This window comes from Segetibacter sp. 3557_3, assembly GCF_004354985.1.
Classification (GTDB): Bacteria; Bacteroidota; Bacteroidia; order Chitinophagales; family Chitinophagaceae; genus Segetibacter.
This window is the reverse complement of the sequence record NZ_SMSK01000016.1, coordinates 67,911-83,362: the sequence shown is the minus strand read 5'-3', so window position 1 is coordinate 83,362 and position 15,452 is coordinate 67,911. Positions and strand designations below refer to the sequence as shown.

Below are 15,452 nucleotides of genomic sequence, written 5' to 3'. Positions count from 1 at the left end.
AGTACCACTGTTAACAGGGCGGTGACGAAGAGCAAAAAACGATTCATAAGAAGTGATTGATGTTTGTAATTATTTGTTGAGTGATCCCTGACCTCAGTAATCAAGTTGTGCTTAAAGGTTTATTTATCCCAGAATACAGGGGTGGTTTGTTGTACGGTTTGCACCTGGCTTGCATTTGCAATTACCGTGGAATTGGTACTTAATTCGGATTGTGAATAGTACAGCCGCATCGGGAAGGAATTAAGAGGCGACAGGAGCTCACGCATCTGTGGCAAACCGGTTCTTCTGAAATCGTTATAGGCTTCCATACCATTGCCATATGTAGCAATGTATTTCTGCGTCATTACCAGCTCAAGCCTTTTTGCGTCATCTGCTGCCCCATCGTATTGCTGCGTCAGTTTGGCAACAAAACCACTGATGGTAGTTGCGGGCATAGGAATACCGCCGTTTGCTGTTGCATAGGCACTGATACTGTTGAGATTTGCTGTAATAGCATCAATAAAACGCTGCCTTGCATTATCACCGGTGTTGAGGGTCAGTGCGGCTTCGGCACGCATAAACTGAACCATGGCATTTGTGATTAGCGGCATGATACCGGCTCCGGTACCGTCGGTAACGGTCACCACTTTTAAACCACCGGTTGCTCCCGTATTGTTGAGAAAAATATTCGCTGGAGACAGGTTGTTAATGGGTGCATTGTCGTACAAACCACCGGCCGGATAAATGCCAAAGGTTGACCGCCTGGTTTGGTCGGCAGGAACCGACGTGCCATCGCCGGGATTACGGCCATAATAGCCATTGCTATTTACGGCATTGTTTAAACCTGCCGTTGCATGTTGACGATAGATGAAATACCGTAATCTTGGATCGTCGTTAGCGAACAACATGTCGGAAAAAGACTGGCTGACATAAAATGTTTTACCGGCCTGGTATTCCGAACGGTGCCAGGGATGGCGGTTGTTGGGATTTTGCGATGAGCCAAACCTGAAGGTAAAGTCGGCACTATTTGCATTAATAAGGTTAGCCGTTAATAATGCCTTAATGCCTGCCGCTGATTTTGCAGGATCAACCAGTCGTACCTGGTTGAAAAGTTTAAGCTTCAAAGCATTTGCCATTTTGATCCATAAATCTTTACTGCCCCCATAGATCACATCGGCACTGGCCGGTGTTAGGCCCGTACCTGCAACTTTACCGGCATCAGCAATTGCTTCATCTATCAGTACAAAAAGTCTGTCGTAGATGGCTGCGCCTTCTTCGAAAACGGGGCTCCTGTTTTCAGCACCCATACTTGCACTGTTATAAGGCACACTACCCCACATATCAACCATCAAACTATACAGATAAGCCTTCTCCAGTTTGGCGATAGCAACGTATCCCCATTGCTGTTGGCTAGTACCTTGTTTAATCAGGCTTTCGATGTCGATAAAGGTTTGGGTATAAAAGCCATCCCACGAATCGTCGAAGCTGGTGCCTGTTTGTTGGTAGCGACTTAACCCCGAAGAAAAGATGGTATGCTGTACGATGGTTGCGGCTCCGCTGTTGAGCTGGTACATATTGCCGACCATAGATATCTCCGTTGAAGGCAACAACAAACTCAACTGCGCCGTAGTCAGGTTATTGGGATCATCGTTGATGTCGATAAACTTTTTGCATGATGCCGTCAACAATAGCATGCAACTAAAAAGGGTTAAAAGCTTTATGTTTTTATATAGCATAATTGTAGGGAGTTAAAAGTGTTAGTGCAGGAGGTTAAAAACTAAACCGCAGGTTTACACCAAAACGCCTGGTGGTTGGAACGGCAAGGTTGTCGTAGCCCTGTGAGTTGCCCACACCGAGCGAGCTGACTTCGGGATCGAAGTTGGTATACTTTGGAAAGTGGGGTGCATTGTACCACAGGTTCCTTCCGCTTAATGAAATGGTTGCTGCTCCAAATGGTGTTTTTTGTAGCAGGCTCTTGGGAAGGTCGTAAGCAAGTGATATTTCGCGCAAGCGGAGGACGGTAGCATCCAATACTGAACCTTCGTTAACCCCACCAGGCCCCATACCACCTGAGAAGAAATGATCTTCATATGTCATTCCCACGTTATTCTGCATTTTATTTCCCCGTGCATCCAACAACGGAGTAAGCGTATTTATATCACCAAGGATACCCGGTGCTACTATGATAAACTCGCGGTCCTCCGTATCTCTTGTAACCCCACGCGAGATCATGTTGCCAACGGTGCTTGAGAAAAGATCACCACCTTGCTTCCAGTCAAAGAGTATATTCAGCGAAAGGTTGCGGTAGCTGAATGTATTGGTGAGACCAAGAACAAAGTCGGGGTTTGGATTACCAATAGGTAAGAGTGATCCGGATGTGAGTGGCTTCCCGGTATTTGGATCAATCAGGATGTTGCCTTCTTCGTCGCGGGCATAAGCCGTACCCAGGATGAGGCCGTAGGGCTGGCCAACCACATGAATGCTGCTGGTTCCATTTGCTCCGCCATACGAAAAGCTCTGGTATCCGCCGAGGTCGTTAATTACGTTCCGGTTGCGCGTGAAGTTGGCATTGATCTTCCAGTTAAAACCCTGTCTGCTCCTGATCGGATTAGCAGTTAAGCCTACTTCTATGCCCTTATTTGTTGCCATACCAAGATTAAGTATCTGGGTTCTAAAACCAGTAGACGGGGCTGCACTAACCTGGAAGATTTGCGAGGTACTTTTTTTATTGTAGTAAGTAACATCAAGACCAAGACGTCCATTCAAAAACTGCAACTCTGTACCTAGTTCAAGCTCAGTAATAAACTCTGGTTTCAGGGTGGCATTGGCCAGCAGGTCAGACTGGGTGACGATGTTGGTAGAGGTACCACCTGCCGGAATAAATGGTGTACCAACAGCACCTGCACCAGTGCCTGCACCAAGGGTGGCATTCACAGGAAAAACATTCAGGGTTTGGTATGCTGTTGCTTCATTACCTACCTGGGTATAACCCGCGCGAACCTTACCAAAAGAAAGCCAGGTTTTAGGCATGTCGAATGCCTGCGTAAAGATGAACGAAGCGTTTGCACCACCATATAAATAGCTCCTGTTATCCGGCGGCAGAGTTGAAGAGATATCATTACGGCCCACAAGGTTTAAGGTGAGGTAATTTTTATACTCCAGGGTGATGTCGGTAAAGAACGCGTAGAACCGTTGCTTTAGGATGTTCCGGTTATTTTGTAGCGAAACAGGGGTAATAGAGCTGGTATTATTGATGCTATTCAGGCCGGCAACGATGATGTTATCGCCATAAAAAACTTTGCGGCTGGTGAGGCGCTGGTTGATGTTGTTACCAACAATGGCGCGTACTGATATGTCGCTGTTGATCGACCTGCTGATGGTGGCGAGTACAGTATTATCCAGCTCCTGCCGGTAGATATCGTCGCTCGTAATACTTCCGTTCGGGTATGCCGAGCCGCCTTTTCCCCTTACACTTAAACGGCGGTCGGTGTATGCGTTAAAGCCGGCCGTGTTTTGAATATTCAGCCACGGTAAAGGATCAAAGCCAATTACAAAGTTGCCATAATAGCGATCCACGTCGCTCGTAGTGGGACTATGTTTTACCGACCAGTATGGATTGTCGAGCCCGGTGTAGTCATACACGTTACTGCCGTCGATCGGGCTTTCGTATGGATTATTGGTGAGGTCGTAACTGGTAGGAGCATACATCAGGGCACTCATAATGGAGCCTGTGGTGCCACCAATTGGCGGTGATTTTTGGTTCGTCATGACATAGTTGATGGAGCCGCTTGCATAGAACTTGTTTTCCAGTTTAATGTTTCCACCAACATTAATGGAAGTACGGCTGATGGAATTGCCCGGTACTACGCCATTGTTATCTGTCCTGGAAATGCCTGCGGTAAAGTTGCCCTTTTCACTTCCCGAAGAAATCGAAATGGCGTTTTCAAGCACACTACCCGTTCTAAAGAAGTTCTTTGTATTTTCTTCGGCATAGGAACGATAAGGCACCTGTATAGGGGTGATACCATCGGCTTCGTATAACTGCGGGAATACGGCAGCACTAAACTGCCGGGTTAATTGATGCGGTATCGTTTCCCTGCTAGGGAGTATACTCTTTACGCCCGGAAATGGTTGCCCCCATGAAGCATACACCCCATGACGGTAGTCGTTGTTTGTGCCCTGCCCGTACCTGGTTTGATACTCCGGTAAACCCGATACGTTCTCAAAAGAATAAGATGTGCTATAGGTAATTTCAGTTCCTTTCCTGCTTTGTTTTTTGCCCGACTTGGTAGTAATGATAATGGCACCGTTTGCTGCTCTTGAGCCATACAAGGCAGCTGCTGCAGCGCCTTTTAAAACGGTCATACTTTGTACGTTATTCGGATCGATATCGAAGGCCCTGTTAGTAACGCCTGCACCACCTACTGAAGCAGCACCTGCATTTGCAAAACTTGAATTGTCAAACGGTACCCCGTCCACTACAAACAATGGCTGGTTGTTGTTTCCAAGAGAGGAATTGCCTCGTATGGTGATGTTGGTTCCACCTCCGGCAACCCCGCCTGATCCCTGGATATTAACCCCGGCTACCTTGCCGCTGAGCGAACGAATAGGATCGGGTTCAGACTTTTGCGCTAGCTCGTCGGCATTAAGTGTGGTGACTGCGTAACCCAGTTTATTCTTCTGTCTTTTGATACCTGCGGCAGTAACTATAACATTGCTAAGCGTTGTGGAGCTTTCCGCCAGTTTGATATCCATAACCGGAGTGGTTGCAATCGGCACTTCTTGTGAGCCATAACCAATATTTGAAAAAACGAGCACCATGGCATTATCTGCTACAGCTAATTTATACCTGCCTTGTTTGTCGGTAGTGGTGCCTTTAGATAGTCCTTTAACTACAATGCTAACTCCTGGTAAAAAAGATCCATCCTGTTGCGAGGTAACCTGGCCAGAAATGATACGTGTTTGCGAAACAGCAATAAACCGGGTAGATAAAATAATAATAATTACGAGATAGAATCGCATCATGGGGAGATATTTAGCTATTTAGAAAATAATTACTGCCACCTGCAACTAAGCAGGAGGAGAGCTGGAGTTAATCTGATTATTTAGTGCAAATGATAGCGTCCTCACGGAAATACCAAGTAGGTCCGTGACGATAGAAAATTAGCTGGCAAACAAAAAGTAGAAGATGGCAAGCAGGGAAGGAAAATCACGTATAATCATTTCTGATATCCGTGTTATATTTCTAAAATTAGTTAAATAAAACTAAAATAAAAAAACATTTAGTGAACTAAATTATTTCCTCATGTGATAATTAAAGGAAAATAACTGATAATTACGCCTTTGTACAATGTACATTTAATTGACAGCACAACTTAATCTATTGGCGAGGCTTGCCGTATTTGAAAAAACAGAATTGTTTTTATGTCATCCGCAATGCGGTTGGTTAACCGCGTAATTGTAAGCCTATATAAATAATTCAATCGTGCTGATTCGCTGCAACCAGCACCAGGCTATTTACCAGCTAATTAAATTTACGGACAGAATTAAGCACGAAGGATGGCTTCCAAATATACATCTTTCGACAAAACCAATATGATGGATAAAGTAAAGATTCGAAATAGAAAGGACAGGTAACCTAAACTTTCACAGACAAGCCGCTATATATATTATATCTATTTACGGTAAATAAATCTAAGCGCAGCATTCGTTTGGTCGTCTGCGGCAATGATGATTTCATGGCGTTTACCACCGGATGTAATAACCACCAGTGCTGTATTGGGTGTTATAAAGCCCATGCTTTCAGCAAATACAATCATCTCATATTCTTTTCCGGGCGTAAGTGTAAACCCGATGCTGACAGGTGTGAGCGACAGGGCCTTCCGCGATACAACAACCTGGTTGTCGAGATACACGGAGATGGAGTCACCATCAATTACACCATTGTCGTAAAAATCAATTTTTGCAGTTGGGCTGTCTAATATAAATACTTTGGCCAGCACGGCTTCCCGGTAATTGTTTGAGAAAGCAGATTTATTCACTTTCTTCAAAAGGATTAATCCTGGTGGGCAGCCCGTTATTGAACCCATATCTCTCCCAACCCACTTACCGGATAAACTTTCTTCACCGTTATTTCTGTTGTACGTGAGATCGTATGTTTTAAGACATGGAACACATTCTTCCGGTATTTTTTCAATAATTACCTTATTTTCTGTGATAAGCATCTTCTTTTCATTTCCTGAAATGGTACCACTAAAATTTAATTTAACGTAATTACTGGTATTATAATAATCGTACGATACCCCGCTAATCCCGTCTTTGGTTGTCTTAATTTGTAACTCGATATAATATTCAGGAAAACAGCCGCCAGGTTCCTGAGTTAATTTACCCTGCCATATCCCATTAAGCTGTTGAGCATATAGGTTAATATTTGCGAATAGCAGGAGAAAAATTGTTAAGTATTTCATGAGCAATTAAAAGGATAATGAACGAGCCGAGTAGTGTTAGAAAGGCAAGCGCGCTTTTGGAAAAGGCTTCCACCTTACCGGTTTAGAAGTATTGCAGAGGCGATATGCTCATATGGTATCACAATATAAAAAATGTTTGGATTAAACGTCTCGCGAAATTTTATCGCAAACCTGGTTTAAAAGCCAATTGGCTCTTTAAACCGCCAAAGTTTGTGAAGGGCCTGGGTCATTGGCAGGTTTACCAGGTTCCGGTTCCCGCCCCTGTCATCTGCCTTATTTGTTATATGCTGTTTAACCCCGACTAACCTGTTGCACGCTTGAAAATATGTCCATCAAAAATTCCTGGTTTCTTGGCGATAGCTTAAATTGAAGGATATTTTCTCAAAACGATCCATATGAAAAAACGCTACTTTTTGTGCGCAATGGTGCTAATCCTTATTGCCTGCCATAAGAAATCAGATCAGCCTTATTCGCCGGTGACTGAGTCACCGCAATCGCCCATGAGTAAGCAACAGATCAATGAATTCATCCGGCAGCAACTTGTTCAAAAAGGCACTTTCGATTGGAAAGACGCCAGCGATGAGATGGTTTGGAGCGCACTTCAAAACAGCGACAGCTTACTCTCTGTTGGCTATCAGCCGCTGGGAGAAACAGCCGTTGAAAGCAGGGTGCACACCATCAACATCAATGCGGCTGCATGGGTGAATGCCAGGGACCAGGTACTTGACCTCATTTACCAGGAGGAGAAACGACACCGCCTTTACCTGCAAAAAGAAGCCCTGGAAGCATGGAAAGAATATAACATTCCGGTTGTAAACGTAAAAGTATCATCCCTGAAAAGCCTGCAGTTATTGCGCGGTAGCAGCCTGGTGCGTTATGCCGAACCAATGGGTTACGACCCCATTGCCACTTTTGAGCAGCGGGTCCCTGCGGCAAGGTCTCTGTCGGGTGGCGGAAGTGGTTGCGGAGGATACGTTGCAAACACCGGCCTGGTAAGCGGAAGTGATTATACCACGATCCTGCCCAATGCAAAAGCCTCGTGGAACTATGCCTACCACAATATTCAAAACGCCTGGTTAAAGTCAACCGGAGCCGGGGTAAAGATCATGGTAATCGATACGGGCGTAAGCCCTGACCAGGAAAACCTGGGCACAGGATTCAACCAGGGGCAATCTACCAATCGTACGGTCGAAAAAATTGTGACCTTGCCTTACGAAACCAGCACCATCGACGGATGCGGTCATGGCACTACCATGTCGGGGGTTGCTACAGCCCCGCGGTGTACCAACGGGAATGCCTGCGGTGTTGCCTATAACGCGAGCCTGGTGGTTTGCCGGGCGGTAAACGATGTGTTCATCGATGGCAGCAGCGAGGTTAAAGGGGTAAGTGATGCCTATGTATGGGGCGCAAACAACAGCAGCGTAAAGATTATCAGCATGAGCCTCGGAAGGCTTACCAGCAGCAGCCAGATCAGGGATGCCATCCAATATGCTTATGGTAAGGGAAAGCTGATGTTCTGCGCGGGTGGAACCTCTTACAACATCACATCATGGCTCGTAGGTGTCATATTCCCGGCCACTTTAACCCAGGTGCAAGCGGTCACAGGCATCCAGGACAAAGCTATTTCAACAGCCTGCGACGACTGTCATAAAGGAAGCCAGATCGATTTTGTGGTCGTTATGGAAAAACAGTCCACAGGATTGCACGGTCTGTCAACCGCTGTTAGCGGAAACGTGCCCACCACGGTAGGCGGATCTTCTGTTGCTACGGCAACTGCGGCAGGTATTGCTGCGTTGGTGTGGAGCCGCTTTCCTTCGTACAGCCGCGACCAGGTGCTCAACAAGCTTACAGTTTCTGCGAGTGGCTACCCTTATAAAAGCAGCAGCTTTGGCTGGGGCAAACTAAATGCAGACGCGGCAACGAACTGATTAACGATGAACGATGAAATATGAATGATGAACTACTGCGCGAGGTAAATGTGAATGTTGACTTTATTTAGTTAAGCAGATTATTTTTTGGGCGCAAACGGGAGGATCTTTATTCGGCATCGTTGTGTCACTCCCTTGTACTTGTACCGGTTTATGCAGCTGAATAAAACGGAGTTTAAAATGCAAACGAGAAATGTAATGTGAAAAAGGGATTCAGACCCACCGAAGGTCTAGCGCGCTGAATTAATAGTTTCGCCGTGCACTGATCAACTTCTTAACTTCTTCAGCGCCACCTCCGCCTCTCTTGTTCTCTGCGGAGAGAAAATGCAAAATGCAAAATTCAAAAAGAGTTCCCGGTCAACTTGGAGTTTCGTGCTCTACTTGTATAAACTCCGAAGTCAACCGGTCAACTGATCAACTGATCAACCTGTCAACTGATCAACCCTCCCTTAATACCTGTATACCCAATTGCCAATCTCTGCTCCTCCCGTTCTCAGGGTGTGAACAATGCAGAATGACAAATGAAAAATTTAAAAAGAGTTCCCGGTCAACTTGGAATGTCGTGCTCTAGTTATATAAACTCAGGAGTCAACCTGTCAACTGATCAACTGATCAACCAATCAACTTTTCAACTAATCAACCAATCAACTTTTCAACTAATCAACCAATCAACTTTTCAACCAATCAACCTATCAACTTTTCAACCAATCAACTGATCAACTGATCAACCTGTCAACAATCAACTCCCCCCAATCCGCAAATCCGCTAATCCGCAATCCGCCATTCTCTTTCTACCTCTGCGCAAACTCCGCCTCTCCCATTCTCTGCGGTTTATCTCCAATCCGCAGTCCGTAATCCCCTAACTTTAGCACCTAAATTCTCATCCACTATATGAAATCACTTTTCTGCTGTTTTGCAGCACTTTTTCTTGTTATTGGCGCAAATGCCCAGCCCATTACAACGGCTCAACCGAGCCCTACACAAACGGTAAAGCAAAATTTCGGCTTATCTGCAATTGAGTTATCCTATTCACGCCCCGGCCTAAAAGGAAGAACAGTAGGTTTTGAAGTAGCACCATATGGTGCTGTCTGGCGTACAGGTGCGAACAATGCTACCACATTAACCTTTGGTGAGGAAGTAACCATTGGCGGCACCAAAATCCCTGCAGGGAAATACGGGCTGTTGAGTATACCAACTCAAAACGAATGGACGATGATCATCACCAAACAACTTGATGTAACCAGTCCGGAAGCTTATAAGAAAGAAAGTGACGTGGTGCGTGTAATGGCAAAACCAACAAAACTGAACGACAAAGTGGAAACATTTACCATTCAGTTTGCCAATATTACGCCAGGCAGCACCGATCTTCAAGTGCTTTGGGGCAACACAATGGTTAGCCTGCCGATTTCTACGGATACCGACAAAAGAATAATGGCACAAATTGATAACCTGCTCAACAAGGACTCCAGGCCATACTTTAATGCCGCCATGTACTATGTTGATAATGGCAAGGATCTGAAACAGGCAATTACCTGGTTTGACAAGGCAATTGAACAAAATCCAAAAAACTTTGCGAGTTATCATCAAAAAGCTAAGGCACTTGCAAAAACCGGCGACAAAACGGAAGCGCGTAAAGCGGCCAGCCGTTCACTCGAACTCGCAAGAGAAGCAAAAAACAACAACTACATTTCGCTGAACGAAAAATTCCTCGCCGACCTGAAATAAAGAGAACATTGACAAGCTAACACCAATAAACCGCCTGCCCCTTACACCACTTTCCGGCCATTGTGAATTGGGGAGTGGTGTAGGGCAATGCCGGTGGTGCGATAAGATCAGTGAACGATCCCGTTGCGGACTCAACGCTTTTTGGCAGTGAAAACGTTTTTCCGTTTCAACTAGTTACGAGTCGAATGCCGGATTCACTGGAAGCCGCAATAAGCTTTAATTACTGGTCTTTGTATAAGCAACACCGGCAATGGAGCTAAACCTCCCTTTCATTCAATACAAAGCAGCATATGACAGCTAATGACCCACTCCTGTTTTTAAAGGAGCAGGCATTGTCTACCCAACCTTTTATCCCTGCAACAAACCGGGGCAACGGCAACGAAGTGCTGATCGTGGTGCTCAGGCAACACCGGTTTTACAAACAACTTTGTATTGAGTTGTACAAGGCACCGACAACCAAAAGCGGTAAAGTAAAAGATCCGTTAACCTTGATCAACCCGCTTGACCTCATTTGGAAAACAAGTGCGCCTGATGAGCTTAAGTTTTATGCCGGTGTTGCACGTTTTCAAAACAATGCAACCACAAGCAGGTCTGCTCCCGACATAGATGCTCTTCATTCGGTACTGCTTAACCCGCTTCAACTCCACTTCTTCAGTCATGATGTGGAGCGATCCGCCAACGTTTCCAGCGGTTCGCTTGTACCGGCAAAACCAGGGAGCCCCATAACCGAGATATTACTCTTTGTAGACAAGCATAAGGACGATTACGAACTTTCTTTACAGTTCAAAATTGACGGTCATTGTTACAACCATTTTGAAGTAGAAGTAAGCTACGACTACCTGCTATTAGTCGGCAATTCGTTGCACGTCATCAACGACTTTCATGTGCTGCCCATCGTGCAGGTATTTCGCCAACACAAAACCACTATCAAAGTGAGTGCGCCCAAATACGCTGCCTTCAGGGAACAGACCTTATCTAAACTGGAAGACCGGATCAGTGTATACTACTCATTTATCGACAAAGGCACCGACGCACAAATCAGCGAAGCAGGTTACCCTGGTGCCGCGCAAAAGTTTATTTACCTTTCGGAATTGGACAACTACGTGTTGATCGACCCTGTAATGCGTTACGGCAAGGCTGACGTTCCTGTTTTTACGAAAAGAAATGTCTATGCAACCGACAGCAATGGCAATACGTTTATGCTTGAACGCGATAAGTTGTCCGAAGATCTATTTATTGCTTTATTGATTCGCCAACACAGCGACTTTGAAGAACAGCTCGATAATGATCTGCCTTACTTCTACTTACACAAGAAACAATTTCTTGACGAAGGTTGGTTCCTCGACGTCTTTGAAGAATGGGATCGTCATAACATCCGGGTTCTTGGTTTCAACCGGCTGAAAGGCAACAAGCTGAACCAGCATAAAGCAAAGATTACCATTCGCGTGACCAGTGGTACAAATTGGTTTAACACAAACCTCTCTGTTGTATTCGGGGGAAAGAAAGCAGGCCTTAAACAACTGCAGCAATCAATCAGGAACAAAAACAAGTTTGTTCATCTTGATGATGGAACACTTGGCATTCTGCCCGAAGAATGGATACAACGGTTTACCACCTATTTCAACTATGCAGACATCCTCGAAGATGAACTGGTAACCCCTAAGATAAATTATGCCGCCGTGGCAGATCTGTACCCGGCTGAACTCCTCGACGCCGAGGTGAAACGGGAAATTGAACATTACCGGTCCGTAGTTGAAAAGTTCGACGCCATACAACCCGTGGACCCGCCTTCGGAACTGCATGCAACATTACGGGAATACCAGAAGCACGGACTCAACTGGCTGAACTTTTTGGACGACCTAAACTTTGGTGGATGCCTTGCGGACGACATGGGCCTTGGAAAATCGGTACAGATTATCGCCTTTATATTGCTGCAAAGAGAAAAGGCGCTCCATAATACCAACCTGCTTGTTGTGCCTACATCGATTATGTTTAACTGGGAAGCCGAGGTACAGAAATTTGCTCCTTCAATCACCGTCAAAATCATTTCAGGACCGATAACTGAGATTGGGCCCGACACCTACGACGGGTACGAACTGGTGGTAATTTCTTATGGAACCATGGTCTCCAACATCAGCCGGCTAAAACAGTATGTCTTCAACTATGTATTCCTCGATGAGTCACAAAATATCAAGAACATCGACTCGCAACGCTACCAGGCCGCACGATTGCTGCAATCCAAAAACAGGATCGCCATAACGGGTACCCCTGTTGAAAATAACGTGTTTGATCTTTATGCCCAGCTCTCGTTCGCCTGCCCCGGTCTACTTGGCAATCTGGCGTACTTTCGGGATACCTATGCAATACCAATTGACAAGTTTAAGCGAAGTGAAACGGCAAGGGAACTGCAACGGATAGTAGCACCGTTCATCTTAAGAAGAACGAAGAAGCAGGTTGCACCAGAGTTGCCGGAAAGAACCGAGATGGTATTGTATTGCCCAATGGGAAGTGAACAACGAAAGGTATACAACAACTACGAAAAGGAATTTCGCGACTTTATCTCCAGTAGCACGAACGACGAAATCACAAAGAGCACCATGCATGTTCTAAAGGGACTAACGCGGTTGCGACAAGTTTGTAATTCGCCGCTGTTGCTCGAGGACGAAAAGCTTTATGGCGACGCATCTGCGAAAATTGATGTGCTCATCCAACAGGTAGAAGATAAAGCCCCCGAGCATAAGATCCTTATCTTTTCGCAGTTTGTGCGTATGCTCGATTTAATAAAAAAAGAATTAATCGCGAGAAACATTGGCTATGAATACCTCACCGGCAGTACAACAAACCGGGAAGCAGTGGTCAACAAATTCCAGCAAGATCCACAGATACGGGTGTTCCTGATCAGCCTGAAAGCAGGGGGCACCGGTCTGAATTTAACTGCTGCTGATTACATCTACCTGGTAGACCCCTGGTGGAACCCGGCGGTGGAGAACCAGGCGATCGACAGGAGTCACCGCATTGGTCAAAACAACGGTGTTGTTGCGGTTCGACTGGTTTGCCCGGATACGGTTGAAGAAAAGATTTTGAAGTTGCAGGAAGGTAAGCGTCAGTTATCGGATACCCTTGTTCAAACGGATGCAGGCCTATTGAAAGCGCTTAACAAATCGGAACTCCTTTCCCTTTTATCGTAAGCTGTTTGTTCTAACGCCGGACTGGCCCTAGTCAGCACATCTATCTCCACAAGCTCATGCTGTTTTATAATCCATTAGTTATGCCGGTGCATGTTTGCTGTAAGTCCTGCTAATCTTAGTATGCAAAACACATGAACATGTGATTGCAGCCTGGAATACTCAAACCTATTTTTGGATCAATAAACGAAGCATACTAACGGTATTTAGCAAAACAATGAAGCCTTACGTGTTCACCAAACCAGCAATCATCACGAAGCTGTTGCAATAAGCGTGTGTATTGACAAACACTATGCTTAGCATAGCCTTTTGGCTTACTCGTTTGCCCACGTTTATTTAGTAAGTCTATTATCGAACATCAATAACCAGGTCCATACCTCAAATCAAAACTAACAAACTAAACTGCCATGCAAAGCCGGTCTCCCCTGCTCAACACATTACGTCGTGCCTTTCACTTATCATTACAAAACAGCAAGGACGGTCCACCCGTTGAAGAAGTAATTGCTCAACAAAGGGCAAATGCATTGCCCAGGAGACGCTTCATTGGCGACATGGTAAAGGCCGGTGTAGCAATCAGTGGTGCCGGTGTGTTTAACTCGTGTAAAAAACTCAGTGATTTTTCTCCTTCTGATACCCCTTCAATAACGGATCAATCAATAGGGTCGGCAAAACCATCTCAACCCAAAATCGTGATCATTGGTGCAGGTATGGCCGGGCTAAACTGTGCTTATCAATTGAAGAAGTCTGGTTACAACACGACTATCTTCGAAGGCTCAAACAGGGCCGGTGGCCGGATGTTTTCAAAAAAAGACCTGATGGCACCTGGTCTTACCACAGAACTCGGCGGAGAGTTTATCGACACCGAGCACAAGGACATGCTTAAACTTTGCCATGAGTTTAACCTGCCGCTTATTGATACGATGACTGCGGAAGAACTCGAATTTCAACGCGATACTTTTGTGATCGATGGAAAGTTTTATACGGAAGCAGAAGTGATCAGGGCCTTTCAGCCATATGCTGCACGCATTAAAGCAGACATAAAATCATTACCTAACGTAATGACCTACGATGACCACAATGCTGCTACCCTCAGGTTTGACCTGATGAGTATAAAGGCTTACCTGGACTTGATCGGCATGACTGGCTTTATCAGGAAAGGAATTGAAATTGCTTATGTAACAGAATATGGCCTTGAAGCGGACGTTCAATCTTCAATAAACTTTTTATACCTGTTTTCACCCAATACGGCTAATGGATTTGAATTGTTCGGCAGCAGCGATGAACGTTTTAAAATCGTCGGCGGCAACCAAAGGCTGACCAATGCACTGTACGAAGAAGTGAAAGCAAATGTATCACTGGAACACCGGTTGGTAAAAATCAAAGAAGGTGCCTCCGGCTATACCCTTTACTTCAACTGCGGAAGCGGAACCACCTCTGTCAACGCCGACATGATAGTATCTACCCTACCATTTAGTATGTTGAGAGAGGTTGAGCTAGCGGTTGCACTTCCCTCCTGGAAATTAAATGCAATCAATACGCTGGCTTATGGTCATAATTCAAAACTGATGCTCGGCTTTAATAAGCGGGTTTGGCGTAAGTATGGCCAAAGCGGATACGTGTTCACCAATAAAGCAATCCAGACCGGGTGGGACAACTCACAGGGTCAGCAGGGATCTGCAGGTGGATTTACGGTTTATGGTGGAGGAAACCCTGGTCTTGCAATGGGCGATGGTACCCCTGAGTCCCAGGCAGTCAAATACCTCAATCAACTTGAGGAAATGTGGCCGGGATGTAAAAGTGCACACAATGGCAATGTAAAACGCATGCACTGGCCAACTCATCCTTTCACAAAAGGAAGTTATGCCTGTTATAAGGTCGGGCATTATACCACCATTCGCGGTGCCGAAGCAAAGCCGGTTGGTAACTTTTTCTTCGCCGGAGAACATTGCAGCAGTTACTACCAGGGCTTTATGAATGGCGCCGCCGAAACCGGTCGCCTGGCAGCTCAGGGCATTCTGAAAGCTGTGCGGAGCCGGGAAGCTATTGTTTAGGGTGAAATTTGCGGATTACGGATTGGCAAATTGCGGATTGAAGAATGGTATTGAGGTATTGAGCTAGATCAGTTGATTGGTTGATCAGTAGATAGGTTGAAAAGCTGAAAGCTGTAC

At 45.5% G+C, this 15,452-nt stretch carries 7 protein-coding genes; 4 read left to right on the top strand and 3 right to left on the bottom strand.

Features of this window, described 5'->3' with window-relative positions:
• Positions 1-119 precede the first annotated feature (119 nt).
• The 3 genes from EXU57_RS19690 to EXU57_RS19680 all read right to left on the bottom strand — a co-directional run bounded on the left by EXU57_RS19690 (position 120) and on the right by EXU57_RS19680 (position 6,446).
• Complete coding sequence (locus EXU57_RS19690; RefSeq protein ID WP_243745665.1) at positions 120-1,673, bottom strand: SusD/RagB family nutrient-binding outer membrane lipoprotein; 1,554 nt, start codon at positions 1,671-1,673, stop codon at positions 120-122.
• Between the two features lie 76 nt (positions 1,674-1,749).
• Complete coding sequence (locus EXU57_RS19685) at positions 1,750-5,004, bottom strand: SusC/RagA family TonB-linked outer membrane protein (protein WP_207955543.1); 3,255 nt, start codon at positions 5,002-5,004, stop codon at positions 1,750-1,752.
• 650 nt (positions 5,005-5,654) lie between these two features.
• Positions 5,655-6,446, bottom strand: coding sequence for a hypothetical protein (locus EXU57_RS19680; RefSeq protein WP_133269969.1), 792 nt, complete (start codon positions 6,444-6,446; stop codon positions 5,655-5,657).
• A gap of 395 nt (positions 6,447-6,841) precedes the next feature.
• Between EXU57_RS19680 and EXU57_RS19675 the strand changes: the two genes are divergently transcribed.
• From EXU57_RS19675 to EXU57_RS19660, 4 genes are all read left to right on the top strand, one after another.
• On the top strand, positions 6,842-8,374 hold the full coding sequence (locus EXU57_RS19675) for a S8 family peptidase (RefSeq protein ID WP_133269968.1): 1,533 nt from the start codon (positions 6,842-6,844) through the stop codon (positions 8,372-8,374).
• An 891-nt stretch (positions 8,375-9,265) separates the two neighbouring features.
• Positions 9,266-10,099, top strand: a complete 834-nt coding sequence (locus EXU57_RS19670) for a DUF2911 domain-containing protein (protein ID WP_133269967.1) — start codon at positions 9,266-9,268, stop codon at positions 10,097-10,099.
• A 290-nt stretch (positions 10,100-10,389) separates the two neighbouring features.
• Positions 10,390-13,287, top strand: coding sequence for a DEAD/DEAH box helicase (locus EXU57_RS19665; protein ID WP_133269966.1), 2,898 nt, complete (start codon positions 10,390-10,392; stop codon positions 13,285-13,287).
• 404 nt (positions 13,288-13,691) lie between these two features.
• Positions 13,692-15,335 (top strand): flavin monoamine oxidase family protein, encoded by a 1,644-nt coding sequence (locus tag EXU57_RS19660; protein WP_133269965.1) that lies wholly within the window; start codon positions 13,692-13,694, stop codon positions 15,333-15,335.
• Positions 15,336-15,452: the final 117 nt, after the last annotated feature.

Excerpts from the sequence above, each read along its gene's own strand:
- EXU57_RS19690 (WP_243745665.1), bottom strand. The coding sequence starts at position 1,673 with ATGCTATTGTTGACGGCATCATGCAAAAAGTTTATCGACATCAACGAT.
- EXU57_RS19685 (WP_207955543.1), bottom strand. The coding sequence starts at position 5,004 with ATGATGCGATTCTATCTCGTAATTATTATTATTTTATCTACCCGGTTT.
- EXU57_RS19680 (WP_133269969.1), bottom strand. The coding sequence starts at position 6,446 with ATGAAATACTTAACAATTTTTCTCCTGCTATTCGCAAATATTAACCTA.
- EXU57_RS19675 (WP_133269968.1), top strand. The coding sequence starts at position 6,842 with ATGAAAAAACGCTACTTTTTGTGCGCAATGGTGCTAATCCTTATTGCC.
- EXU57_RS19670 (WP_133269967.1), top strand. The coding sequence starts at position 9,266 with ATGAAATCACTTTTCTGCTGTTTTGCAGCACTTTTTCTTGTTATTGGC.
- EXU57_RS19665 (WP_133269966.1), top strand. The coding sequence starts at position 10,390 with ATGACAGCTAATGACCCACTCCTGTTTTTAAAGGAGCAGGCATTGTCT.
- EXU57_RS19660 (WP_133269965.1), top strand. The coding sequence starts at position 13,692 with ATGCAAAGCCGGTCTCCCCTGCTCAACACATTACGTCGTGCCTTTCAC.